Consider the following 22311-nt stretch of genomic DNA (forward strand, 5'->3'; position numbering starts at 1 on the left):
ACTCTAAGCAATATTTATCTGAGAGTTGCCCGTTCAACATCGTTTCTCAAAAAACGGTCATCAAGTAACTGCTTTTTCAAATAAGGGTGGATATGAGGCAGAAAATGGCAGGTAAGAGGCAGAAAATGGCAAAAATGGCAAAAATGGAAAACATATTTAAGGAAATTGACAGGTCGGCCGGGGAAGCTTACAAAAAAGGCAGGATTTCTTTTCAGACGGGGAGGTTCGAAGAAGCGCTTGCTGCCTATGGTGAGGCAGTTGACGCCTGGAAAGAAGTTGCAGGCCTGTTTTTTGAAAAAGGAAAAGAGGCAAGTGGAAAAGAGTTTCTGGAGAAATCCAGAGATGCCAGGTCGTGTTACGGGATGGCGCTTTTCAAACTTGGGAGGTATGAGGAATCTCTGGAGATTGTTGATGCCGCCCTTGAGACTAAGCCTGAAAGCCCTACCGAGTGGTCCAACCGGGGTTTTGTGCTTTCAGCCCTGGATAGGAACGAAGAAGCCCTGGAAGCTTTCGAAAAAGCGCTAACGATTGATCCGGAATCTCCCAAAATCCTGACCAGCAAGGGCATAGTGTATTTCAGAATGGGACTCCTGAAAAAGGCTCTCGATACTTTCGATTGCGCTCTGGCAGCCGAACCCAGGAAAGCATCGGATTGGGCCTGCAAAATTCCCAGGTTCGGTTTCTTTTCCCGGAACAAAGCTCCCATTATGAGGCCTGACAATGCCGAGACCTGGTACTGGAAAGGCAATGTGTTTCTTGAACTCGGCGAAAGGGAAAAAGCCCTCGACGCCTTCAAAATGGCTCTTGAAAGCGATTCTGATCATCTAGGTTCTCTTCTTATCGGAGGAAACTTGCTTTGCGAATTTGCCGAATACGGAGAGGCTTTCAAGTGCTATGTACGGGCCCTGAAACTCAGTCCGGGAAATGAGGCTGCCAGCAAAGGAAGGGAACTTTGTGAAGCGAAAATTAATGAGTAATTGTTAACTCACCTGTTTCAAAAACTCCAGATCCGGATATTTTTATAGCAAACCTGTATTTCATTCGGTTCAGTTAACCGTCACTTATTTCCTGTTAAACCGGTTCCTATGATTTGAAGTTGTTATGAAACAGGCTCTTTGAAACAGTAGAATATAACTTTCCAGGCCATTTATACCCAGGCCATTTATATTTACTTGTATTATAGTAATATTGTCTTTTTGGAATTTCCCTGGTGTGAAATCATTGTACTCGGCAGCGCATTGGGCATCGTTGAATATCTTATTATTGAGGTGCCCACTTTCCGATTCCAAAAAGAATAATTGATAACCAAGGCAGACTTATAATTGTATACATTTCATGATGCTGAGTGATAAATTTATATTTTCTGATTCTATGCATCAATCAAAAATGCAAAGATGGCTGCATTCCGACAGATAATAAAATATTAGAGATTTGAGGAGAGAATCAATGGACTTTATATCTAATTTATTTGGTAAAGACAAAACCCAAAATTTTTTAGAGGCTTGCAAATCAGGGCAGACAGAAAATGTAGAGAGACTTTTGAAAAGCAAAAAAGTTGAGGTTAACTCGCAGGACGCATACGGTAAAACTGGTTTGATTTATGCGGCAAGTAATGGATACAGGGATATTGTAGAATTGTTTATTGAAGGTGGTGCCAATCTCAATCATCAGGACCAGAACGGCGATACTGCTTTAACTTCTGCGGCAAAGATAGAACGTGCTGATATTGTTGATTTGCTCATTAAAAACGGTGCCGACCTCAATACTCAGGACGAAAACGGCGAGACTGCTTTGAAGTTTGCGGTAAAAGTAGGATTCAGGAATATTGTTGATTTGCTTATAAGCAGCGGTGCCGATCTCAATATTCAGGACAGGAATGGCGAAACGGCTCTGGTTTCGGCTGCGTCCAGGGGGCACAGGGATATTGTTGAGCGGCTCATTCAAGCTGGTGCCGAGCTTGATATTCAGGACAAAAATCGTAATACGGCTTTGAATGCCGCAGCAAAAATCGGGCATAAAGGCATTGTTGAGTTACTTGTTAACGCCGGCGCCGATCTTAATGTTCAGGACAAAACCGGTAAAACGGCTTTGATTTATGCAGCAGATAGAGGATACAGAGATATTGCAGACCTGCTTATTGAAGGTGGTGCCGATCTCAATATTCAGGACGAAAACGGGCTTACCGCTTTGATGGTTTCGGCACAAACGGGGAATAAAGATGTTGTTGAATTGCTAATTAAAGGTGGTGCCGACCTTACAATTCAGGACGAAAATAGCAATACTGCTCTGGAGCTTGCAGCAGAAATGGAGTTTAACGAAATTGTTGATTTGCTTATTAAAGCCGGTGCAGGTTCCAGGCCATGATTTATCCGAAAGGTGAATCTCATGGCATTGTTAAAATGAAAATGCAACAAATAAATTGCAATGTAAAATAAAGCGACCATCAAAAACCCGGTTATATACGACAAAGAATTAGATACCGAGTATAGAGAGAACCAGCAATTAAGAACATAATTGATCTTACAGGAAGATCAGGAAAAGTTACATATTGCATACTGTCAGGTCTTTCAGCTCTTTCAGCTCTTTCAGGTCTGTGAGCCCAGACTTTTACGTATTTTTTAAATTTTTTAATGGATCGGTCTCAAAAGCCCTGTCTCTCTACGTTTTTGACTACAATAAAGAAATCAGAAAAAGCCCTAGTATAATTGATATACCATCGTGACAATCCTTATGCTATGAATAGCAGCAAATCCGAAAGTTCAGCTTCACCTTCTCACTTAACTGACCGTGCAGCCCGTGAAAAGGCCCTTATCGGAAAGATTAATCCTATTTACGAGTCCGCTACTTTTTCAAACCCGGTTCTTGACCAGTTCAGGGACCTTATGCCCGACTTCAATAAACGACTCTCGCCTGGCAGGGATCTGGGACTTTCTTCTTCGGGACATCTCCGCCTGAGTCCGGAAACTCTTCCCAGGCTTGTTTCCAGCTCCTGTTCCGGGATCAAATCTTCTGCTCTTCCGGAGTCCGTACCCGAAAGCCTGAAGACGCCTGCAGGAAAAGGGCTTGAGATCCTGCCTGACCTGCCTGGAAGGACACTGGTAGGTGCAAGGATGTGCACTCTCAGCTCAGACCTTCCTATGGCTCCTCTTGCAAGCAGGCTTGTAACGCTCAGGCAGGCCGAAAATGGGCTGAAGGGAGCCGATAAGGAGAGAAAATAAAGGGAGAGCTGGAAGAATAGGGAAAGTTTATTCCCTATCTTTTACTTGTACTTCACCTGCCTGGAAGAATTGTTATCGTTTAACGGAAAAAAGTGGTCGTTTTTACCGATTTTTTAGAGATCGGTTACTTGATGCATACTATTATCTTTTTTACTTGATGCATACTATTATTCCCAGGAGACTTACTGCCATCGCAATAATAGTTATAAAAACAATCAAAGCCGAACCATCGTTCTCAAACGGAGCATTGTTCTTATAATCCATATTATTATATAAGCGATAATTGGTTAAAAACCTTTGCAAGTCTTACGAAATTTATTTCACGGAAACATTCGGCTAAGCCTCGAATTTATTCGTAGAGACCGCAAAACTCATGTAAAAACTCTTAGTATTTTTTATATAAATTTTGAAACTCTTCATTCCTTTGAGACTTTTTAATTCCTTCAACCCCTTTTAATTTTCTTACATTGTTCGGAAACTTAAGTTCCTGCTTTCTTCATAGCCGTTTCAAATTTTTCGAGCGCGAGGTCAATCTCTTCAGATGTTATCACCAGGGGAGGAGAGAAACGAATTACCGAATCCCCGCAGGGAAGGAGCAGGATTCTTTCTTTAAAGGCCTCCCTGAGAATTTTGTCTCTTTGGGCGGGGTCTATGGATTTATCGGGTTTTACGATCTCGACACCGATCATCAGCCCGAGGCCGCGAACATCCCCTATGCAGGGGAAGTTTCCCTGAAGTTCCCCCAGGCGTTGCCTCATATAGGAACCAAGTTCTTTTACCCGGGTTTCCGTGTTTTCCTTTTCCAGAAATTCAAGGGAAGCAAGGGAAGCGGCTGAGGCCAGGAGATTTCCTCCGAAGGTATTTGAATGGACACCTGGAGGCCAGTCCATAAGCTCGCGGTCTGCAAGCATTGCGCCTGCAGGAAGGCCTGCTCCAAGGGCTTTTGCAAGACAGGAAATTTCAGCCCTTACCCCAAAATTTTCCAGGGCAAGGAAGGGGCCTGTCCTGAAGCAGCCTGCCTGTACTTCGTCAGCTACAAGGAGGACATCATTGTCGGTACAGATCCGCCTCACTTCCTTATGAAACTCGGGAGGAGGGACGATATACCCGCCTTCCCCCTGGATCGGTTCCACGAAAACGGCAGCTGTATCCTCCGGGCTCAATTCCCGCCTGAAAATGAGGTTTTCGAGCTCTTTTGCACACTCAATCCCGCAGGAAGGGTATTCGAGCCTTAGGGGACAGCGGTAACAGTAGGCATAATGGGAATGGGCTGTGCGGATCGCAGGGAAATGCTCCTTTTGCCTGATTTTTGAGCAGGTAAGGGAGAGTGAACCCAGAGTCCGGCCATGAAAGGCATTATAAAAAGAGATAAGGCCCTGGCGCCTTGTTTTCCAGAAGGCAAGCTTGACTGCAGCTTCCACGGCTTCTGTCCCGCTGTTGCAGTAAAAGACCTTTGAATAGCCTGAAAGCTCTTCTAACTTTTTTGCAAGCTTCACCGGGGGCTCGGCAAAAAAATCCCCGTATCCGCAGTGAGTCATTTTCTCAAGCTGGGCTGAAATTGCAGCCTTAACCTCAGGGTTGGAGTAGCCTGCATTCATGACAGCAATCCCTGCAACCAGGTCAATATACTCTCTTCCGTCGACATCCCTGATTATCGAACCCTTTGCGCTGTCCACAACCAGAGGATAAGGGCGGGCTGCACAGGCCGACATAATATTGCAATCCTGCCCTATAATCTCCCTGGCCTTCGGACCGACGATATCGAGCAGTTCGATCTCCTCATGAAAATCAAGATCTTGTGCCTCATCCTGTGCTGTACTCTTTCCCGGCTTTTCCATCTTTTGAGCTTTTTCGAATTCTTCGGTTTTCTCCTTACCCAGAACGCATTCCTCCCCGGTTTCTCCATGCTCTCGAATTTCATTCCGCCGAATCGATCTGGGCTTTCTGCAGCTTTCCGCTATAGTCTATATATACGGCTTTTACCTCGGAAAACTCCTTGACGGCTTCGGTGCCGGCTTCCCGGAAACCGTTTCCTGTCCCTTTCACGCCCCCGAAGGGGAGATGAACTTCGGCCCCTATTGTAGGGGCATTAACATATGTGATTCCGGCTTCGATTTTCTCGATTGCCTTAAAAGCGTTTCCTACATTTCCGGTGTAAATTGCCGAAGAAAGCCCGTATTTGGTATTATTGGCAACGTTGATTGCCTCTTCAAGGCCTGAAACCGTGAGGATCCCGAGTACCGGCCCGAAAATCTCTTCCTGTGCGATCCTCATTTCCTGCCTGAGATCCGTAAATATTGTGGGCTCGAAGAAATAACCCGGAAGTCCGGGATCTACTCTGTTTCCCCCTGTAAGAAGAGTTGCCCCTTCTTCTTTCCCGATTCTAACATATCTTTCGATTTTCTCAAGCTGGGCTTTACTTATTACAGGTCCGATATCCGTCTCAGGCAAAAGCCCGTTGCCAATCCTTAGAGCTTTAACTTTTGCAAGCAGTCTTGTTATGAATTCGTCCTTTATTTTCTCATGAAGAATCAGTCTGCTCGTAGCAGTACAGCGCTGTCCTGTAGTCCCGAAAGCCCCCCAGAGTACACCTTCAAGGGCAAGTTCAAGGTCGGCGTCATCCATGACAATTACCGGGTTTTTGCCTCCGAGTTCCAGAGAAACCCGTTTCATGGTTTTTGAACATTCTTCCATTATCCATTTCCCGGTATCAAGGCTGCCTGTAAAGGAAATAGCTTTTATACGCGGGTGCTGGACTACGGCTTTCCCTGCAGTCCCTCCTGGCCCTGTTACCAGGTTTATTACTCCCGGAGGTAAGCCTGCTTCAATAAGCACCTCTACCAGCTTCAGGGCAAGCAGGGGCGTATCACTTGCAGGCTTGAATACGATCGCGTTTCCGGCTACAAGGGCTGGCATAATCTTCCAGGCAGGGATCGCAATCGGGAAGTTCCAGGGCGTAATCAGGCCAACAACCCCTATCGGCCTGAGCACGGTCATGCAGAATTTTTCCTTGAGTTCGGAAGTCGTTGTTTCTCCGAACATTCGCCTTCCTTCCCCTGCGGCATAATTTGTGATATCAATGGCTTCCTGTACATCTCCCCTGGTCTCAGGCAGCACCTTTCCCATCTCTTGTGTCATAAGGACAGCAAGCTCTTCCTTTCTTTCCTGCAAAATCCGGGCTGCCCTGAAAAGTACTTCGGCTCTTTTCGGAGCCGGGACTCCGCTCCAGGCCCTGAACCCTGCCTCAGCAGCCTCAACTGCTCTGTCCACGTCTTCCGTTCCAGCTACCTGTATTGTGGCCAGGCTTTCCAGAGTAGCCGGGTTTATGTCCTCAAAAACCTCTCCGGTTGACGAGTCTTTAAACTCTCCCCCTATAAACAGCTTGTATTCCTGAACCATACAATCCCCCTAAAAACATGAATATACAGGGAGATAAATATATTCCAGAAAATTCTTTCCGGGCCTGCTGGGTGATCTGACTTTTTATTGAACAGGATCAGGCTAAATAATCTTAGATGCCAGGCTCCATAAAGTCGTTAAGAAGAAAAGTTCCGGAAACCGGGATTCGCAAAAGCTATTGACAAATAAGAATACTCCAGATCAAATATCCTCAACCAAATCCTCTGAATCTGGTTGAGAGCTGCCGAAGGAGATTCAGGTCCTTCTTTTACTCTTTTTAGCAGCTTGCACTGCTGCTGACAAGCTGCCAGATTCTTTTGGATAGCTCGGAATACTGAGATCTTGGATCACCTATTTTCTGGATAAAGGAATTTGCACCATTTTCGATTGCCTGGCTCATAATTTCTTCTTTACCCACACCTGTGAACAGGATGAAAGGAATGCTAATACTTTTGTCACGGATAGTCTTCAAGAACGTGATGCCATCCATAAAAGGCATATCATAGTCTGAAACTACCACATCATAAGAATCTTTCTCCAATTTCTGAAGGGCTTCCCTTGCAGAGTTTACCGTATCCGAAGTTATATCATGGAAAACTTCCAGGAAAGTCTTTGATAACTCTAAAAACAGGGGGTCATCATCTACAAGCAGTATTTTCATGAGGGGTCTTCTCCTGAGGTTATTATTCTGTAACCTTCTTGTGGATCATTATACCACTTACCATTTCCTGGTAAGAAGTAGCTAAATCTCAGCCACATCTAATACTATTAGTACAAATGTCTTAATTAATATAAAAAGTTAACTTCTATACCTCATAAACCGGAGTTTTTAGATTTCTTGAATAAAAATTTTGTATTCCAGTGAAAATTTCATATTTCCGGAATTGAATTAGACATTTCAGGAGTGAGGATTTCTGTATTTCAGGAATGAAAATTTATTATTTTTCTCCCGTCTGCCTGAAACTTTACTGAAGGTAATATGCTGGTGTGAAAAGGTGAAGAAAAATGGTATTTCTTAACTAAATAAAGAATAAGGAATAGAGAACAGAAAATAAAGAATAGAGAATAAAGAATAGAGAATAAGGAATAGAGAATAAGGAATAGAGAATAGAAAATAAAAACTAAGGAATAGAGAATAGAAAATAAGGAATAGAGAATAGAGAATAAGGAATAGAGAATAAAGAACAAAAATCAGAATAAAGTAAGAATAAAGTAAGAATAAAAATAAAGAGGGGAGTTACCCCTGATTAATGAAACTATCCAGTTCCTTTTTCAGCATCTGGCTAAGGATTTTTCCGTCAACTGTGCCTCTGTATTCCTTCATGACAATGCCCATGAGGGGGCCAAGAGCTGCCGGGCCTTTTTCCCTGATAAAGTCTCCTCTTTCCCTGACTGTTTTCTTGATGAATTTTTCGACCTCTTCAGGGTCAAAGGCGCTAAGCCCAAGCTTTGAAATCGCTTCCGGAGTACTCAGTTCCGGCTCTTTTGCAAGAGCTGTCAAAAGGTCCTGGATGGCTTCCTTTGCAATCTCCTGGTTTGAAATGGCTGCAAAAAGCCCTTTGAAGTGCTCATCCGTAAGGTTTTCGGTTTCAACCCCGTTTCTCCGGATTTCCGGAACGATCCCTACAAGAGTTCTGGCAATCAGGGTTGAATTTACATTTGCGTCTTTCCTGTAGATCTCGATCAGGCTTTCAAAGAGAGGAAGATACTTTGAATAAGCTATTTTTTCGGCAAGCTCTTTATTCAGGCCGTTTTCGAAAACAAAACGTTTAGCCCGCTCGGTTAGAAGTTCGGGAGTCTCGATCGAATCGAAATATTCCTGCGAAATTTCGATCTGAGGCACATCGGTTTCGGGGTACATCCTTGCTGCGCCCGGAAGGGGACGCATATAGGCAGTGTTTCCATCGGGAAGGGCTCTTCGGGTTTCTTCAGGAATTCCTGCTATAACCTCTTTTGCCCTTTCAATAACCGCTTCTATTGCAAGCCTGGCTTTTTCGGACTCGTCCGCAACCATTATAACGGCATCGCCGGGGTGTGCACCTATTACGTCCCTGACGGTCTGGACTTCCTTCTCGGTTATCCCGTAGTTAGGAAGTTCATCGGTGTGGAAAATCCCTCCTACGCCCGCAGTTTTTGCCCGGTCTGAAAATTCGGTTCCTAGCCTTCTTCCTGGCTGGACTTCTTTGCCTACGAGTCCCTCGAATTTCCTGAGAAGGGCGGCAAGGATTGCGCCTTTTTTCACGCCTTTTTGCAGGACTTTGGATTTGGTGTCTATGAAAAGCCCTGTTATGTCGTAGATTTCCTCGCAGACAAACGCTTTTCTTTCCATAAGTTCCTGCCGGATAAAAAGAAGGTTCAACTGCCTTTCAACTTCCCTGCGGACGATATCTTCTATGAGGTCAAGCGCCTGCACGCCCTTTATTTCTACTCTCGCGCCCTCGGCAATTGAGATATTTACATCCTGCCTGATAGTGCCAAGTCCTCTCTTTACTTTCCCTGTAGACCTGAGGAACATTCCTATCTGCTCGGCAACCTCTCTTGCCTGGTGAGGAGACTTGATATCCGGTGCAGTCGCGATTTCCACAAGTGGGATTCCCAGCCTGTCCAGGGAATAAACTATCGAATCTCCGATTTCCTCTATTTTCTGGGCAGCTTCTTCTTCCACGCAGAGGCTATCAATCCTGCAGCGCCCGTCAGAGGTCTCAATATACCCGTCGCTTGCAAGAAAACCGGTCCTTTGAAACCCGCTCGTGTTTGATCCGTCCACCACGATCTTCCTCATAACGTGCATCTGATCGACAGGCTTCATGTTAAAGAGTTTTGCAATCCCGAGGGAAATCTCCAGGGCTTCCTTATTGAGTTCTCTTGGAGGCTCCTCATCATTCTCTACAAGGCAGGTCGTATCATACGCCTTGTAGATATACTTCCTCCTGATCTTGGTCTGCTCTACCGCAGCCCTGTCCTTTTCTCCCATCTCGCTTTCCGTAGCCCTGAGATACCTGAAAAATTCAAAGTCCGAATCTCTGACATCCCTGATCAGGGTCGGACACCTGCAGAACAGCTTCTCCTTTGAATCCAGCTGCTGGTGAATTTCAAGCCCGGCTTTCAGCCCAAGTTCACTGTAATCGTATTTTTCCATATTCTCACCCGAATCTAAGCAGGAAGCGCCTTAATTCTCTTTAATCTTTTGTAATCCTCTTAAGTTTTCCCTAATTCTTCGTTAACGCTTTCAAATTAGCTTCTTTTTGTTCTTCCTTCGGTTTTAAGTCCATCGGCTCATTATTTTTGCTCTTATTTTTAAACCCTCTTCTGCGCTCGATTCCTCTCTTAGCTCTTTTAGGTGCTGCACTGGCAGTTACAGGTAATTATAGAGTAATTCATAGAGTAATTGCTGAGTAAGAAATTAAATGTAAAAGGTATGACAGAATGTATAAAGGTATCTCTGTATATAAGAGTGAAGCACTAAATTGACAGCCTATGTAACAAAATAAGTAAAAAAGTGCTGGCCGCTTCCCGGCAGATCTATTTTTATCCAAAATTATTTTAAGCATCGGCCTGTCCAGAGGAAATCTCCTCCCGGTTATGGCGGTACTTCTGGAATGTGCTTATATGGATTTGCGGGCTTTTAGCTTCTTTAAAAGGCGCGGGAAAACCCAATCGATTTCGGCAACCATTAAAAACATTGAAAGTACAGGAATCTCTGTATCCGTGCTCCCTTTCTTCTGCGTCTACAAGCTGTAGACGGTTTATTTTTTGCTTAAAATTAATTTAAGAGCGTACATTTCTCTATGCTTTACTCGTTTACATTCCAGCCTATGAACTTTACCAGCAGGCCGGCTATGAAAGCAAAACCGCTGAGAGCTTCTGTTTTAGAGTTGTCAATTTTTTGCCATATTCAATCTAAATAAACTGCCACCCGGATACGCAAAATGCTCTAGTCGATCAATATTTAAGTCCGCATGAACACAGGTTCTTCACAGCCGCACTCTAACACACTAGCCCAACATAGATAAACAGACAAATTCAGCTATATATATACAATTTAGAATAAATATTTACTTTTACTCATACAATTTCTTAAATTCTTACATAAATTTCATATTCTTTGATATATACTAAAGTAAATATTAAAGTGCCTGGAAGTATAATCTCCAGACAGCTTTATTTTCGGGGGAATGTTATGAAAATTAAACGTATCTTGATAATTTGTTTTTTTATTTCTTTATTATTAATATCTGCAGGAACAGCAACTGCAGCGGTAGCAGAGGAAAACGAGACTCAGATAACCATCGACAAAGCTGATCAAAGCAACTCTGCTACATTCAGCAACGTGATAGTATGGGAAGATTATCGCAATGGGGAAAGCTATGAAACTACTGATATCTATGCGCATAATCTCTCCACTGGCGAAGAAATGAAGATAACCAACAATACATCCTTGAAGTACTCTCCTGTTATCTACGGAGACAGGATAGCCTGGGAGGATTCCCGTAACGGGAACTGGGATATCTATGTGTACAATCTTTCCACCTCCACGGAAACCCGGATAACTCTAAACGGCTCTGATCAGTACTCTCCTGCTCTCTATGAAGACAGGCTAGTCTGGCTGGATGGGCGCAATGAAGGAGGAAGCCTGGATTCGAATCACTGGCCTGAAGGAAACTGGGATGTTTACATGTACAACCTTTCCACCTCAAAGGGAACCCGGCTCACATCGAATGAATCATGGAAGACTTTCCCTGCAATCTATGGCGACAAAATCCTGTGGATAGACGGGCGTAACGGAGAGCCTCTGTACTCTCACCAGATCGCAGACGGAGAGATCTACATGTATAACCTCTCCACATCCGAGGAAACCAGGCTTGTTACAAACGTGTCTTCTGACGTCAGGCCTGACATCTATGGTGACAGATTTGTGTGGGAAGACGACCGCAATGGAAACTCTGATATCTATATGTACGACCTTGTAAACTCTACGGAAATCCAGATAACCGACAATGAATCCGAACAGCGGTATCCTGCTATTTATGAGGACAGGATAATCTGGACGGATTATCGCAATGGTAACGGATGGGATAACCCTGATATCTACATGTACAACCTCTCCACTTCCGAAGAAATGCAGATAACAACCAGTGAATCTGAGCAGTGGGCAGATGATATCTACGGTGCTAAAATTGTATGGACAGACAACCGCAATGGAAACTACGATATCTATATGTTCACACTCGGGGCTTCTGAGGAAAAACCTGCGGATGAAGAGCCTGTGGATGAAGAGCCCGCTGAAATAGATTCTGTAGAAGAACTGAAGAAACTCAAAGCACACGTGAACTCTTTAGACATAGAGCCATCTGCAAAGGATCTTCTCAATATAAAACTCAGGTATGTAATCCATTATCTTGAAGCTGGAGACACCGATACGGCTTTGATTAAGCTTGGCTTTTACATAGAATGTGTTTCAATTATGGAAATGAAAGGTAGAATCGAAAGCAAAGAGGCAAATTATATAATCAGCGAGGCAGAGAGAATTTTCGATATAATGCAGAATGCGTGAAGCTTTCACAGGATAACGGACAGTGTTTGTAACACGTAATGTGTGTTTATAACAGCTATATGTGTTTTTAACATATGATTACGTTTGTAACACAGTATATGTTTATGGCACGCTGTACTATAACACATGTTATCGGTTTGCAACATGTATTATCTATTTGCAATATGTATCATCGGTTTATAAAATGCATTATTGAAACACGCAGGACGATTAAAACACACAGGACTTATTGAAATAGTATGTAGTGCGGGACTTATTCAAATAGTAGTGGTGTATCCCTTGGGTCACCGCTTTTTATTTTTTTAAGCAGGCATTTCAGTCCTGAAAGTAATTTATAAAATCATACTGCTCTTCCTTATCGGCTTGCCAGATGCTCAAGCGCCCTGTTCATCCTGAGGCAAGGTTATATCAAGTTATGGTTTTTGAAATTAAATGAACGTTCTTACTAACAGGTAAAATATAGTGATAAAACAGAGGAAGACGAATAAGTGCAGGACTATTCCAAGCGCGACTTCATGATTTACGTCGTGGTCTTTTAGATATGGAGTGTTTTGTTTCAAACTGGAGAGAAAGTTTCCGATAAAGTCTGCCATAATTATACAATAATTTTTCCCCATATATAGAATTATAGTTTTGAACCAGTGCAGCCTCTCCGGAAATAAATAATCTGGTTTACTTTAACATCGCTACCTTTTCCTTCAATCAAGCAATATCAGTGTGAAAGGCGAGGGAGCCGCATCATCCATTGGGAATTTCTGCAGGGGAGTGCCGATTTTTTCAAGGGTCCTATCCATTCTTATGCCAAGTCCCATAAGGCACGGCCTGCGGAGAGTCGGGTGGTGGCAGGGGCCTTTCTCTCCGGCGCATTTTACGCTCGAGTAGTCGCTTGTAGCACACCAGGCACACATTCCTGGAAAGGTTGCGAGAGCAGTATTATAACCAAGGGTCCAGGCGAGTTTTTCAAGCTCGAGAACTCCGGGCTGGATCGTTTCTTTGCGGTCTTTCAATATTGTTTTCAGGTTATTCTCGAATTGTTGTTTTATAGTTTCATCTTCAGGTGGTTCGACGCTGAATTTTACGAAGTTCTCGCTGACCTCCCTGGAAAAAACGTTCTCAGACTTCCACTCAACAAGGAGGGCAGATTTATAGTCTGCAAGCATTTTTTTAAATTCGCTCACTGTGGGAATATAAGGAGGACAGACCCGGCTTCCGTAGCCATTGCATCCAAAAATACATTTTAATACGGTTCGGTCTTCGACCACGATATCTTCTGCAGGAAACAGCCTTACACTCTTTGCTCCCAGTTCTTTTGCCTTTTCTTCCAGCTTCTCGTAATTTTCGTTACTTATCATTATCTTTTCATTATAATTCCCAGGGAAAAATAGTTTTGCAGTATAAACCGATTTTTCAGGTCATCTTTTTCATGTTAGCTGGCTTTTTTTCTGTTAGCTGAGCTTTTTTCATGTTAGCTAAGCTTTTCACTTTCCAACCTCCGATGCTGTTATATTTCTTGCAGGTGAATATGTAAATGGGGATTCAGCATAGGGAACGTTACTTTTAAGAAAATAATGATTGCAACTGACGACTCGGTCTGCTCAAGAGTTGCTGCCAATAAAGGGATAGAACTTGCCAGATTGAGCGGAGGAACGGTTTACGCAGTTTATGTAGTATCCACAGACTACTTTTCTTCGATGGCTGTGGACTTTGACTGGGAGAGAATGCACGAAGCGTTGAAGAAAGAGGGATTCAGGGCCGTAAATTATGTAAAAGGAATAGGAGAACTGGAAAACGTCGATGTAGAGTCCGTCCTGCTTGAAGGCCATCCTGCCGATGAGCTGATCCGGTATGCTGAAGAGGAAAACATGGATATTATCGTCATGGGCACCGTTAGAAGGACAGGTCTTGACAGGCTGCTCCTGGGCAGCGTCGCAGGAAATGTGCTCCGGCATTCAAAAGTTCCTGTAATGGTCATAAAGGAGAAATGCGGCTTATGAGGCCGGGTTCGGGCAAGTAATAATTCACAGCCAACCCACAGCCTTCAGCTCTCCCCGTTTACTTCTCCTGTCCTGATTTTGCAGTATTCCTGGTTCAGCTTCTTCCCTCTGGCCTTTCAGCCTTCGATTTTCTTTTTTACGGCTGCAGCTGCATTTTTCGGGGAGTCGGTTTCCCAGAGTTTCCGGACTTTAGCACTCCTGAGGGCTGGTGTTAAGGCCTCAAGCTTTGCCTGCACGGCTGCAAGCATTTCCGCATCAAATCCCGGGGGCTCTATGCCCATGAACTTCTGGGCTTTAAGGGTCTCGGTTTCCCTGAGGACTGCACGGTCGACTCCTTTCCTTACTCCTGTCTTCAGGGACTCGATTGCGTCTTTCCACTGGGCAGCCCAGGGTGTATCAGGAATTTCGGTATGGTGAATCTCGGTCCTTTCGACTTTGATAGCCGCAAGATGGCACGCTTTCACACAGGCTCCGCAGTAAGTACAGAAATCTTCCGCAAAAGCAATTTTTCGCGTGTCTTCAGGGTCTGTAGGCACATACCAGAGTTTCGAGGGGCAGACGTTGAAACAGCCACGGCAACCCTGAGGATCGCATTCCTTAAGGTTCATTTCAATAAGGCTCAGTTCCCCTTCCATGGGTTTTTGCAGATCTACGGCTTCATACGGGCAGACCGCCTTACAGCGGCCGCACTGCGTACACTTCAGCTCATCTACTTTAACTTTCCCTTCAACCTTGGGAGCCTCGCAGGGGCGTTCCCCTTTAACCTTTATTGCTTCTTCCGGGCAGAGATCCTGGCAGAGCACACAATAGTCGCATTTGTCCTCATCCACAAGGATCTGCTCGAAAGGCACGGGATTTTCAGGTGTGGGTTCACGCTCAAGCAGGATAAAGGCGTCACAGAACCGGGCACAGATTCCGCAGAAATTACACTTATCCGTGTCAATTGCAATCTCTCCTTCGGCCCCTTCCTTTAAAGGCGCGATCTCTTCCTTTTTCGGGAAGGTAAACTCCACTTCGATTGCATCCTGAGGGCAGGCTCCCTCACAGAGTACGCAGGGGAGACACTTCTCGTTTATCTTAACGTAAGTATCGTACTTAGGGTACTGCTTCTCATCAGGGACTTCTCCCACAGCCTCAAAGGTGATGGCATGCACAGGGCAGAGATTTGAGCACATCCTGCAGAAGGTACACTTTTCAAGGTCCATCATTATCGCAGGCGCATCAAGCCCGGTTGCAATTTCATGAATGGGCCCCAGTTCGAGAGCTTTTGTGGGACAGATTTCTGCACAGATTCCACAGCCATTGCAGCGCTTGTAGTCATAATCCAGAGTCTTGATGGATTTTTCGGTTGCCTGGGTATAGAGAAAATGGGAGCCCTGTAGATCCATAGTGGTTGTAACCGTAATCTTTTCCTGGGCTTCCCCCTCAGCAGTCTCGGGCTCTTCGGCTTCGAAATCCTCTGCTTCGAACTCATCGGCTTCAGCCTCTGCAACTTCGTTTTCTTCGGCTGCGCAGCATCCCTTGCATGCGTGAATTTCCTGTTCCGTTTGCTCCTCGCTCATTGTGTCACCTCCTCAAGTTCGGTTCCGGTTTCTTTAAGCCTGAGCTCGGTCCCTATGGGCCCGAGCTCTTCAAGTTCCTTTACAAACTCGGTAATCGTGTTTGAGAAACGTTCTCCTTCGGCAGCCGAGATCCACAGGGTCCTCAGCCGTCGGGGATCGAGCCCGATCTCATTTATAACTTCCTTCAGGACATCCATCCTCTGTTTTGCATCAAAATTCCCGTGGATATAGTGACACTCGTCCATCCTGCAGCCTGCAACCAGTACCCCGTCGGCTCCGCCTTTTAACGCTTCAAGTACGAATTCCGGATTTACCCTTGCCGAGCACATTGTACGGACAACCCTGATATTTGTCGGGTAATGAAGCCGGGACATTCCGGTCAGGTCTGCGCAGGCATAACTGCACCAGTTGCAGAGGAAAGCCACTATGAAAGGACTCTGGGACCTGTGAGCAGTTGCAGCCCGAACCTGAGCGAGAATCTGCTCGTTTTCAAAGTTCCGCATCTGAATCGCCCCTACAGGGCATGCGGCACTGCAGTCCCCGCAGCCGTAACATGAAACCTCGTCTACCACAGCTTTCTTATTTTCAATGCTGATTTTCCCGAATTTGCAGACCTCAAGACAGGTCCTGCAGCCTATGCATTTATCAGGATCAACATGAGCTCCCATGGGATCGGCTTCTAGCTCTCCTGTCCCGAGAAGCTGCATAACCTTGGAGGCGCATGCACTCCCCTGCGCAATCGAGACCTGGATCTCTTTTGGCCCTGAGGCACAGCCTGCAAGGAAAACCCCACTGACAGGAGCATCTACAGGGCGCATTTTCGGGTGGGCGCTTGCAAAGAACCTATCCGGCCGCCTGGCAAGATTTAGCATTCGGCCTATGCCTTCTGCCGCTTTGCTGGGCTCGTAGCCCGTTGAAAGCACCACAAGGTCACAGGCCTCCTCTTCGACCCGGCACTCCAGGGTGTTTTCATAACGGAGTACAGGCCTGCCGTCTTCACCCGCGTAAATTTCGGCCACTTTCCCCCGGATGAAGTCCACACCCATAGCCTGTGTCCTTGCATAGTATTCCTCATACATCTCCCCTGCAGCCCGGATGTCAATGTAGTGGATCGTGATCTCGGTATCAGGATAGCGTTCCTTAATCATCTGGGAATTCTTGAGTGCGGCCATGCAGCAAACCCTTGAGCAGTACTCATTGCCGACGGTTTTGTCCCTTGACCCGACACACTGGATAAATGCCACGCTTTTTGGGGGCTTGCCTGTGGAAGGCACAAGGACTCTTCCGCCTGTAGGCCCTGCCGAGTTAAGCATGCGCTCAAGCTGCATATTCGTTATAACATCAGGATATTTCCCGAACCCGTACTCTTTTTTTCTGGACGCATCAAAGAGCTGGTAACCCGTTGAAACGATTACCGCGCCGGCTTCAAACTCAATCTCTTCAGGCTTCTGTTCGTAATCTACGGCGTCAGCAGGACAGGCCTGTAAACACAGCCCACAGCCGACACAGTGGTCAGGGTCTATAAGCACTACCTGGGGAACGGACTGGGGAATTGGCATATATATGGCTCTGGTCTTTCCGACCCCATAATTCATTGGGTTTTCGATCTCTACAGGACAGACCGCCGCGCAGAGGTCGACACAGCCTTTGCATTTGTCTTCAAGTATGAATCTGGGCTTGCGCTTGACTTTTACATGAAATTTGCCGACGGATCCTGAAATATCGGTAACTTCGGAGTAGGTGTAAAGCGTAATATTCGGGTGGTTCTGAACTTCTGTCATTTTAGGGGCAAGCACACAGATAGAGCAGTCATTCGTAGGAAAGACCTCGTTCATCAGGGCCATTTTGCCTCCTATCGTGGATTCCCTTTCTACCATTATGACTGGAAAACCGGCTTCTGCAAGATTCAGGGCTGCCTCGATTCCGGCAACGCCTCCTCCTATGACAAGGACATTTCTGCTGGCTCTGGAACTTGTTGCACTCAGCTCCTTAAGGAATTTTGCCTTTGCAACCCCCATCCTTATAAGGTCAAGAGCTTTCTGGGTCGCCATCTGGGGGTCATCGGCGTGCACCCAGGAACACTGCTCCCTTATATTTACCATTTCCATGAGGTAAGGGTTCAGCCCGGCTTTTTCCATCACGTGCCTGAAAGTCTTTTCGTGCAGCCTCGGGGAACAGGCAGCTATTACGACCCTGTCGATCTTGTTTTCTTTTATATCCTTGATGATGCCTTCCTGTCCGGAATCGGAACATAGAAACTGTACTTCCCGGGCGAGCACCACATCTTCCAGTTCAGATGCCATTTCCTGCAGAGCCGACACATCTATAACTCCCGCAATATTCAGCCCGCAGTGGCAAACATAGACTCCGATTCGCATAATTGGTGACTCCATATACCTGTGTTTAACATTGAATGTTGACGATTACGTCACGACATAAATTTTAACATATTTTACATATAACTTGAAAGTTATAATTTCTGACCGTAGTTCAGAACCGTGTATCAGAGCACTTTGCCATACAGAAAAATCAGGTTCGGTACAGCTGCTCAACAAAAATTTTTTTGAACTAAGAATAAAATTTATCATTTCAAATTCATCAATTTATTACTTTCACATGAATTTATTACTTTCACATGAATTGTTATTTTCACGTGGCTTGTTACTTTTTGATGTCCATTGTTTATCAATGAGTTATTACTTACTAATGAATTTATGTCCATGTTTATCAATGAATCATAATTTACTAATGAATTTGTTACTTACCGGTTAATTTATCACTCACCAATTAATCTGTTACTCAGTCGTGAATTAGTCGCTTAGTCGCAAATCAGTTATTTCTGCATATCCCTATACTTTTTCTTTTGAACTGAATAAAAACATAGATGTTTTGTACAAAATCAAAACCTTTATTTCATAAGGTTTTTCCAATTTATTGAGAATTGATTTAGCTTGTTAGAAATCGGATAATTTCCAGTATGCTCCAATAATTCGTTTTTCATTAATTATTTTTCACTATGGCCCGTGACAGTTTATTATGTGACAGAATTTGACAGTTTATTTATATATTAGAATTTATATTTATTGATATATTAACTTTCTTATTTGTCCTGAGCCAGCTAATTAGCCAGATTTAACTTTATAACCTGAATTCCAGACTGTCAATTCCAGACTGCCAATTCCGGTTTGACTATGTACAGTTTAACTGATACCTGCTGGGTCATGGATAAAACCTTAAGATCATTACTTCTGCCTTATCACCGGAGTTTTACCAATAGATTTATAGTTTGAAAGCTTAATTCGTAATCGAGAAACCAGTTTCAAACGGACAATTCAAGAGAAATTTAATGGAAAATTGGTTATATGGGCGTAAGTGAGATGAAATTGGTTACATGGGCGTAAATGAGATTAAATTTGATATATGGCGTGAGTGAGATTAAACCGGTTATGACAGGGATTAATAATTCCTGCAGGATAAGGTATTTCTATATAACCTGAATAAAATTAGAGTTATATAATGTTATAAACTGAAGTTAATGCTAAAACTTGAGTCATTCTATAAGTCTTAGCACAATTAAAAATCTTTAGTATATTTTATGATACTACCATTCTATAAATGACTCCACCTATATTCACATATTCTTCTCATCAAGCTTCACGATTGTTTCAATTTAAAGTAAGGAGTTCTTTGTATGGCTGATCATAATGAAATAAAAGAGAAAATGTATGAATGGACTAAGAAATATGCAGAAAAAGCAGGTTACAGGCTTAATCCGGATAAAGAAGCCCTTGACTATGTGCTTGATGGGCTTACAGTCAAACTTGAAAAATTCGGAAGACGTTACTGCCCCTGTAGAATAGTTACTGGAGATGAAAAGGAAGATCGAAAGATTGTATGTCCCTGCATCTACCATAAGGAAGAAGTCGAAAGGGATGGAAACTGCCACTGCGAACTTTTCTTCAAAGCAAATTAAATTAAGCTCGTTTCTATTCGGAGCTCATCTGAATTCGGTTTGCCTGCAAAAAGGCCTTACCAGTTTGTTTCTGGGGGTAGGGAGATTAATTTTCGAGATTTTCTACCTGAAAAATTCCGGAAACAAAAGCCTGCGTATCTAAGGGCATCAAAATCTGAAGACTTGAATTAATTCATAAAGGGTTGCCGGGTATTCCCTTATGCAACCTGAAAGTAACACTGAAAACAAAAAAGCGAGAGTTTAAGGAAGATTACCTAGATATATTTAATTGAAGGTTATTTGAAATACTTTTCAGTGATACATTTAATTTTGCTTTTAATCATATTTCTTAACCTGCATGCCCTTTAATGAAAAATGTTGTAAAAAATTTGACTAAGGGTGACCTGGAATGACAAATGCAATGGAACTCTATCAGATGCTTCCAAAAACCAACTGCAAAAAGTGCGGAAAAACCTCATGTATGGCCTTTGCAGTAGCCCTCATGGCCCACGAGCTCACACCTGAGGACTGCCCGCCCCTTAAGGAAGAATCGAAGTATAGAGAAAGCTATGAAAAGATAATCGAAATCTTCAAACCGTCTCAAGGAGCAACCGAAACGGGACTTATAGTGCATGAAGACCTGTGTTTTGGCTGCGGAAACTGTGTGGTTGCCTGTCCTCCTAATGTAGCAAATGATCCTTATGGGGTAGGCTCGGGAAATGCTCCCAGGAATGTTCATAAGCTGGTCCTGACCATAGAAGACGGCATTGTAAAAGCCCAGAACTTAGGGGAATGCCGCCGTTTCGGAAAGAACAAAATTCTCTGTAATGGCTGTATAGTAACCTGCCCTGTAGAGGCCATAGAGTTTGTGTGAGGGAAGTGGACATGGAGAAGAACTATTATGTATGCACAGGCTGCGGACTCCTTTGTGACGATATCGAGGTCGAGTCCGAGAAAAACATAGTAAATAAAGTTTATACAGCCTGCAGGGTAGGGGTAGCCCACATTAAGGAGGCAAAGGGCGAAGCAAACTTCCGGGTTGATAATAAGCCTGTTGATGAGGCAACTGCAATCCGTGAGGCTGCTTCGATCCTTAAAAATGCAAAAAACCCTCTGATCTTCGGGCTTGGGACTTCTACGGACGAAACTCAGAAACTGGCAATCGAGCTTGCAAGAAAGACCAGTGCCACTCTTGACGACACGTCCTCGTTCTGCCTGGGGCCTCTTGTTGAGGCCCTTATTCAGGATAAGGTTAAGACCTGTACCCTTGACGATATAAGGAATAAAGCCGATGTTATTATTTTCTGGGGGGCGGACCCTTCCGATTCTCATCCCCGCCACCTTTCAAAATATTCCTATTTTCCCAGGGGAAGCGAAAAGCAGCGGGGCTGGGAAGAAGAAAGAACCGCTATTGCGATCGATATTCGGAAGTCCCATACCGCAAAGATCTGCGGAAACTATTTCTTCCAGATCCCCCCGGAAGAAGATACCGAATTTATTGATGCCCTTATTGCAGCACTTTCAGGAAAGCTGCCGAAAACCTCCTACAATTACCCGCCCAAGAAAATCCTTGAACTTGCAAATATTCTTAAAGGGGCAAAATTCGGGGTAATTTTTGCAGGGCTTGGCCTGATTTATTCGCTGGAAAACCTTGAACCCGTTTTCAGGCTCATGAAAGCTCTGAACGAAAAAGCAAACTTCCACCTGATTCCGATGGTCGGGCACTACAACATGCGGGGCTTTAACGAAAACCTCTTTGCGGAAACCGGGTACGTAAATAGCGTAAAGTTCGAAAATGGTACGGTAAAGCACGGACCTGAGTACTCGGTTGTCGAATCCCTGAAAGCAAAAACGGTGGATGCGGCTCTTATTATCGGTTCTGACCCGCTTTCAAGCCTTCCCAGGTCGGTTTCGAAGAACCTGCTTGAAATTCCGGTTATCTCAATGGATCCCTGTGAAACCCTGACTTCAAAGCATGCAAAGGTTTACATTAATACCGCAATCAGTGGGGTGGAGTCAGGAGGCAGTGCCACACGCATGGACGGGACCAAGGTAAACTTTAAACCTGTTATTGAGACAGCTCACCTGTCGGATGAAGCAATCCTCAAGAAAATAATGGAGGCGCTCTGATGGATTTCGGATCTTTTCTTGCAGCTCCTGAAATAAAACTCAAAATCGTAACTTACAGGGATATTTTTCAGGATAAGGCCATGATTGAAAACCGCTTTGGGGAAGAGTACAGGGACCGTTCAGCCGTTATAAAGCTGGATCCTGCCGATTTCAAACAGCTGAGCATAAAAAAAGGCGATACAGTGGCCCTGAAAAACTCCTTCGGAAGGATTGTGGTCAAAGCTGAGGAGTCAGGATACGAAACCCCTCACAGAGGCCTTGCATATATGCCTAACAGCCCCTGGTCCAATATGCTGGTCTCGGATGAAACAGGAGGTAAAGGGGTTCCGAGGTTTAAAGATATCTCTGCAATCGTTACCAGCGCGAAAGGGGAAAAAATCACTGAACTCAGGTTTTAAACGCTTTCCCTGGTAAGGCTAACAGATTTCCTTAAAAATTCCCTTAAAAATTTCCTTAAAAACGGCAAAAATATTTTATTCTCCTTTTTTATGGCTTGTTTAAC

General features: G+C 44.3%; 15 protein-coding genes and 1 pseudogene. 9 read left to right on the forward strand and 7 right to left on the reverse strand.

From position 1 onward, the window contains the following. The first annotated feature begins 104 nt into the window (after window positions 1-104). The 3 genes and pseudogenes from ACPK8D_RS02065 to ACPK8D_RS02075 all read left to right on the forward strand — a co-directional run bounded on the left by ACPK8D_RS02065 (window position 105) and on the right by ACPK8D_RS02075 (window position 3218). Entirely contained in the window at window positions 105-977 is an 873-nt protein-coding gene (locus ACPK8D_RS02065; RefSeq protein ID WP_424716180.1) for a tetratricopeptide repeat protein, read from the forward strand. A gap of 393 nt (window positions 978-1370) precedes the next feature. Continuing rightward, window positions 1371-2364 (forward strand): annotated as a pseudogene (locus tag ACPK8D_RS02070) (ankyrin repeat domain-containing protein); the annotation flags it as partial. A 371-nt stretch (window positions 2365-2735) separates the two neighbouring features. Beyond that, window positions 2736-3218 carry a hypothetical protein gene (locus ACPK8D_RS02075; protein ID WP_424716181.1) on the forward strand — a complete coding sequence of 161 codons (483 nt, stop codon included), beginning with the start codon at window positions 2736-2738 and terminating at the stop codon, window positions 3216-3218. Window positions 3219-3697: 479 nt separating this feature from the next. On the opposite strand, the gene ACPK8D_RS02080 is transcribed toward ACPK8D_RS02075, so the two are convergent. From ACPK8D_RS02080 to gatE, 4 genes are all read right to left on the reverse strand, one after another. Next, complete coding sequence (locus tag ACPK8D_RS02080) at window positions 3698-5056, reverse strand: aminotransferase class III-fold pyridoxal phosphate-dependent enzyme (RefSeq protein WP_424716182.1); 1359 nt, start codon at window positions 5054-5056, stop codon at window positions 3698-3700. Window positions 5057-5135: 79 nt separating this feature from the next. After that, the gene (locus ACPK8D_RS02085) at window positions 5136-6617 is read right to left on the reverse strand and encodes an aldehyde dehydrogenase family protein (protein WP_424716183.1); all 1482 of its coding nucleotides are present in this window, start codon (window positions 6615-6617) and stop codon (window positions 5136-5138) included. Between the two features lie 277 nt (window positions 6618-6894). After that, on the reverse strand, window positions 6895-7278 hold the full coding sequence (locus ACPK8D_RS02090) for a response regulator (RefSeq protein WP_424716184.1): 384 nt from the start codon (window positions 7276-7278) through the stop codon (window positions 6895-6897). A 576-nt stretch (window positions 7279-7854) separates the two neighbouring features. Beyond that, window positions 7855-9756 (reverse strand): Glu-tRNA(Gln) amidotransferase subunit GatE, encoded by a 1902-nt coding sequence (gatE, locus tag ACPK8D_RS02095; protein ID WP_424716185.1) that lies wholly within the window; start codon window positions 9754-9756, stop codon window positions 7855-7857. 1041 nt (window positions 9757-10797) lie between these two features. Here gatE and ACPK8D_RS02100 point away from each other — a divergent pair. Continuing rightward, the gene (locus ACPK8D_RS02100) at window positions 10798-12171 is read left to right on the forward strand and encodes a TolB family protein (protein ID WP_424716186.1); all 1374 of its coding nucleotides are present in this window, start codon (window positions 10798-10800) and stop codon (window positions 12169-12171) included. Window positions 12172-12869: 698 nt separating this feature from the next. Here the strand turns inward: ACPK8D_RS02100 and ACPK8D_RS02105 are convergent. Next, window positions 12870-13523 (reverse strand): DUF2284 domain-containing protein, encoded by a 654-nt coding sequence (locus tag ACPK8D_RS02105; protein WP_424716187.1) that lies wholly within the window; start codon window positions 13521-13523, stop codon window positions 12870-12872. Between the two features lie 216 nt (window positions 13524-13739). On the opposite strand from ACPK8D_RS02105, the gene ACPK8D_RS02110 reads away from it, so the two are divergent. Beyond that, entirely contained in the window at window positions 13740-14165 is a 426-nt protein-coding gene (locus ACPK8D_RS02110; protein WP_424716188.1) for a universal stress protein, read from the forward strand. A gap of 116 nt (window positions 14166-14281) precedes the next feature. Here the strand turns inward: ACPK8D_RS02110 and ACPK8D_RS02115 are convergent, their stop codons facing one another. Together ACPK8D_RS02115 and hdrA2 are read right to left on the reverse strand one after the other, a co-directional pair. Next, complete coding sequence (locus tag ACPK8D_RS02115) at window positions 14282-15727, reverse strand: 4Fe-4S binding protein (RefSeq protein WP_424716189.1); 1446 nt, start codon at window positions 15725-15727, stop codon at window positions 14282-14284. Continuing rightward, window positions 15724-18105, reverse strand: coding sequence for a CoB-CoM heterodisulfide reductase HdrA2 (hdrA2, locus tag ACPK8D_RS02120; protein ID WP_424716190.1), 2382 nt, complete (start codon window positions 18103-18105; stop codon window positions 15724-15726). Before hdrA2 ends, ACPK8D_RS02115 begins: the two co-directional genes overlap by 4 nt. A gap of 1313 nt (window positions 18106-19418) precedes the next feature. On the opposite strand from hdrA2, the gene ACPK8D_RS02125 reads away from it, so the two are divergent. From ACPK8D_RS02125 to ACPK8D_RS02140, 4 genes are all read left to right on the forward strand, one after another. After that, a complete protein-coding gene (locus ACPK8D_RS02125; protein ID WP_424716191.1) occupies window positions 19419-19700 on the forward strand; it encodes a ferredoxin-thioredoxin reductase catalytic domain-containing protein in 282 nt (93 codons plus the stop codon). 388 nt (window positions 19701-20088) lie between these two features. After that, the gene (locus tag ACPK8D_RS02130) at window positions 20089-20553 is read left to right on the forward strand and encodes a (Fe-S)-binding protein (protein ID WP_424716192.1); all 465 of its coding nucleotides are present in this window, start codon (window positions 20089-20091) and stop codon (window positions 20551-20553) included. A gap of 11 nt (window positions 20554-20564) precedes the next feature. Beyond that, on the forward strand, window positions 20565-21809 hold the full coding sequence (locus tag ACPK8D_RS02135) for a formylmethanofuran dehydrogenase subunit B (protein ID WP_424716193.1): 1245 nt from the start codon (window positions 20565-20567) through the stop codon (window positions 21807-21809). Next, window positions 21809-22207, forward strand: a complete 399-nt coding sequence (locus tag ACPK8D_RS02140) for a molybdopterin dinucleotide binding domain-containing protein (RefSeq protein WP_424716194.1) — start codon at window positions 21809-21811, stop codon at window positions 22205-22207. The genes ACPK8D_RS02135 and ACPK8D_RS02140 overlap by 1 nt, the downstream gene beginning before the upstream one ends. Window positions 22208-22311: the final 104 nt, after the last annotated feature.

This window comes from Methanosarcina sp. (assembly GCF_049706645.1).
Taxonomy (GTDB): Archaea; Halobacteriota; Methanosarcinia; order Methanosarcinales; family Methanosarcinaceae; genus Methanosarcina.

Bases quoted from the DNA above. Each gene is read 5' to 3' on its own strand.
- ACPK8D_RS02115 (WP_424716189.1), bottom strand. From the start codon at position 15,727: ATGAGCGAGGAGCAAACGGAACAGGAAATTCACGCATGCAAGGGATGC.
- ACPK8D_RS02075 (WP_424716181.1), top strand. From the start codon at position 2,736: ATGAATAGCAGCAAATCCGAAAGTTCAGCTTCACCTTCTCACTTAACT.
- ACPK8D_RS02090 (WP_424716184.1), bottom strand. From the start codon at position 7,278: ATGAAAATACTGCTTGTAGATGATGACCCCCTGTTTTTAGAGTTATCA.
- hdrA2 (WP_424716190.1), bottom strand. From the start codon at position 18,105: ATGCGAATCGGAGTCTATGTTTGCCACTGCGGGCTGAATATTGCGGGA.
- ACPK8D_RS02100 (WP_424716186.1), top strand. From the start codon at position 10,798: ATGAAAATTAAACGTATCTTGATAATTTGTTTTTTTATTTCTTTATTA.
- ACPK8D_RS02135 (WP_424716193.1), top strand. From the start codon at position 20,565: ATGGAGAAGAACTATTATGTATGCACAGGCTGCGGACTCCTTTGTGAC.
- gatE (WP_424716185.1), bottom strand. From the start codon at position 9,756: ATGGAAAAATACGATTACAGTGAACTTGGGCTGAAAGCCGGGCTTGAA.
- ACPK8D_RS02080 (WP_424716182.1), bottom strand. From the start codon at position 5,056: ATGGAAAAGCCGGGAAAGAGTACAGCACAGGATGAGGCACAAGATCTT.
- ACPK8D_RS02125 (WP_424716191.1), top strand. From the start codon at position 19,419: ATGGCTGATCATAATGAAATAAAAGAGAAAATGTATGAATGGACTAAG.
- ACPK8D_RS02065 (WP_424716180.1), top strand. From the start codon at position 105: ATGGCAGGTAAGAGGCAGAAAATGGCAAAAATGGCAAAAATGGAAAAC.
- ACPK8D_RS02110 (WP_424716188.1), top strand. From the start codon at position 13,740: ATGATTGCAACTGACGACTCGGTCTGCTCAAGAGTTGCTGCCAATAAA.
- ACPK8D_RS02085 (WP_424716183.1), bottom strand. From the start codon at position 6,617: ATGGTTCAGGAATACAAGCTGTTTATAGGGGGAGAGTTTAAAGACTCG.
- ACPK8D_RS02105 (WP_424716187.1), bottom strand. From the start codon at position 13,523: ATGATAAGTAACGAAAATTACGAGAAGCTGGAAGAAAAGGCAAAAGAA.
- ACPK8D_RS02140 (WP_424716194.1), top strand. From the start codon at position 21,809: ATGGATTTCGGATCTTTTCTTGCAGCTCCTGAAATAAAACTCAAAATC.
- ACPK8D_RS02130 (WP_424716192.1), top strand. From the start codon at position 20,089: ATGACAAATGCAATGGAACTCTATCAGATGCTTCCAAAAACCAACTGC.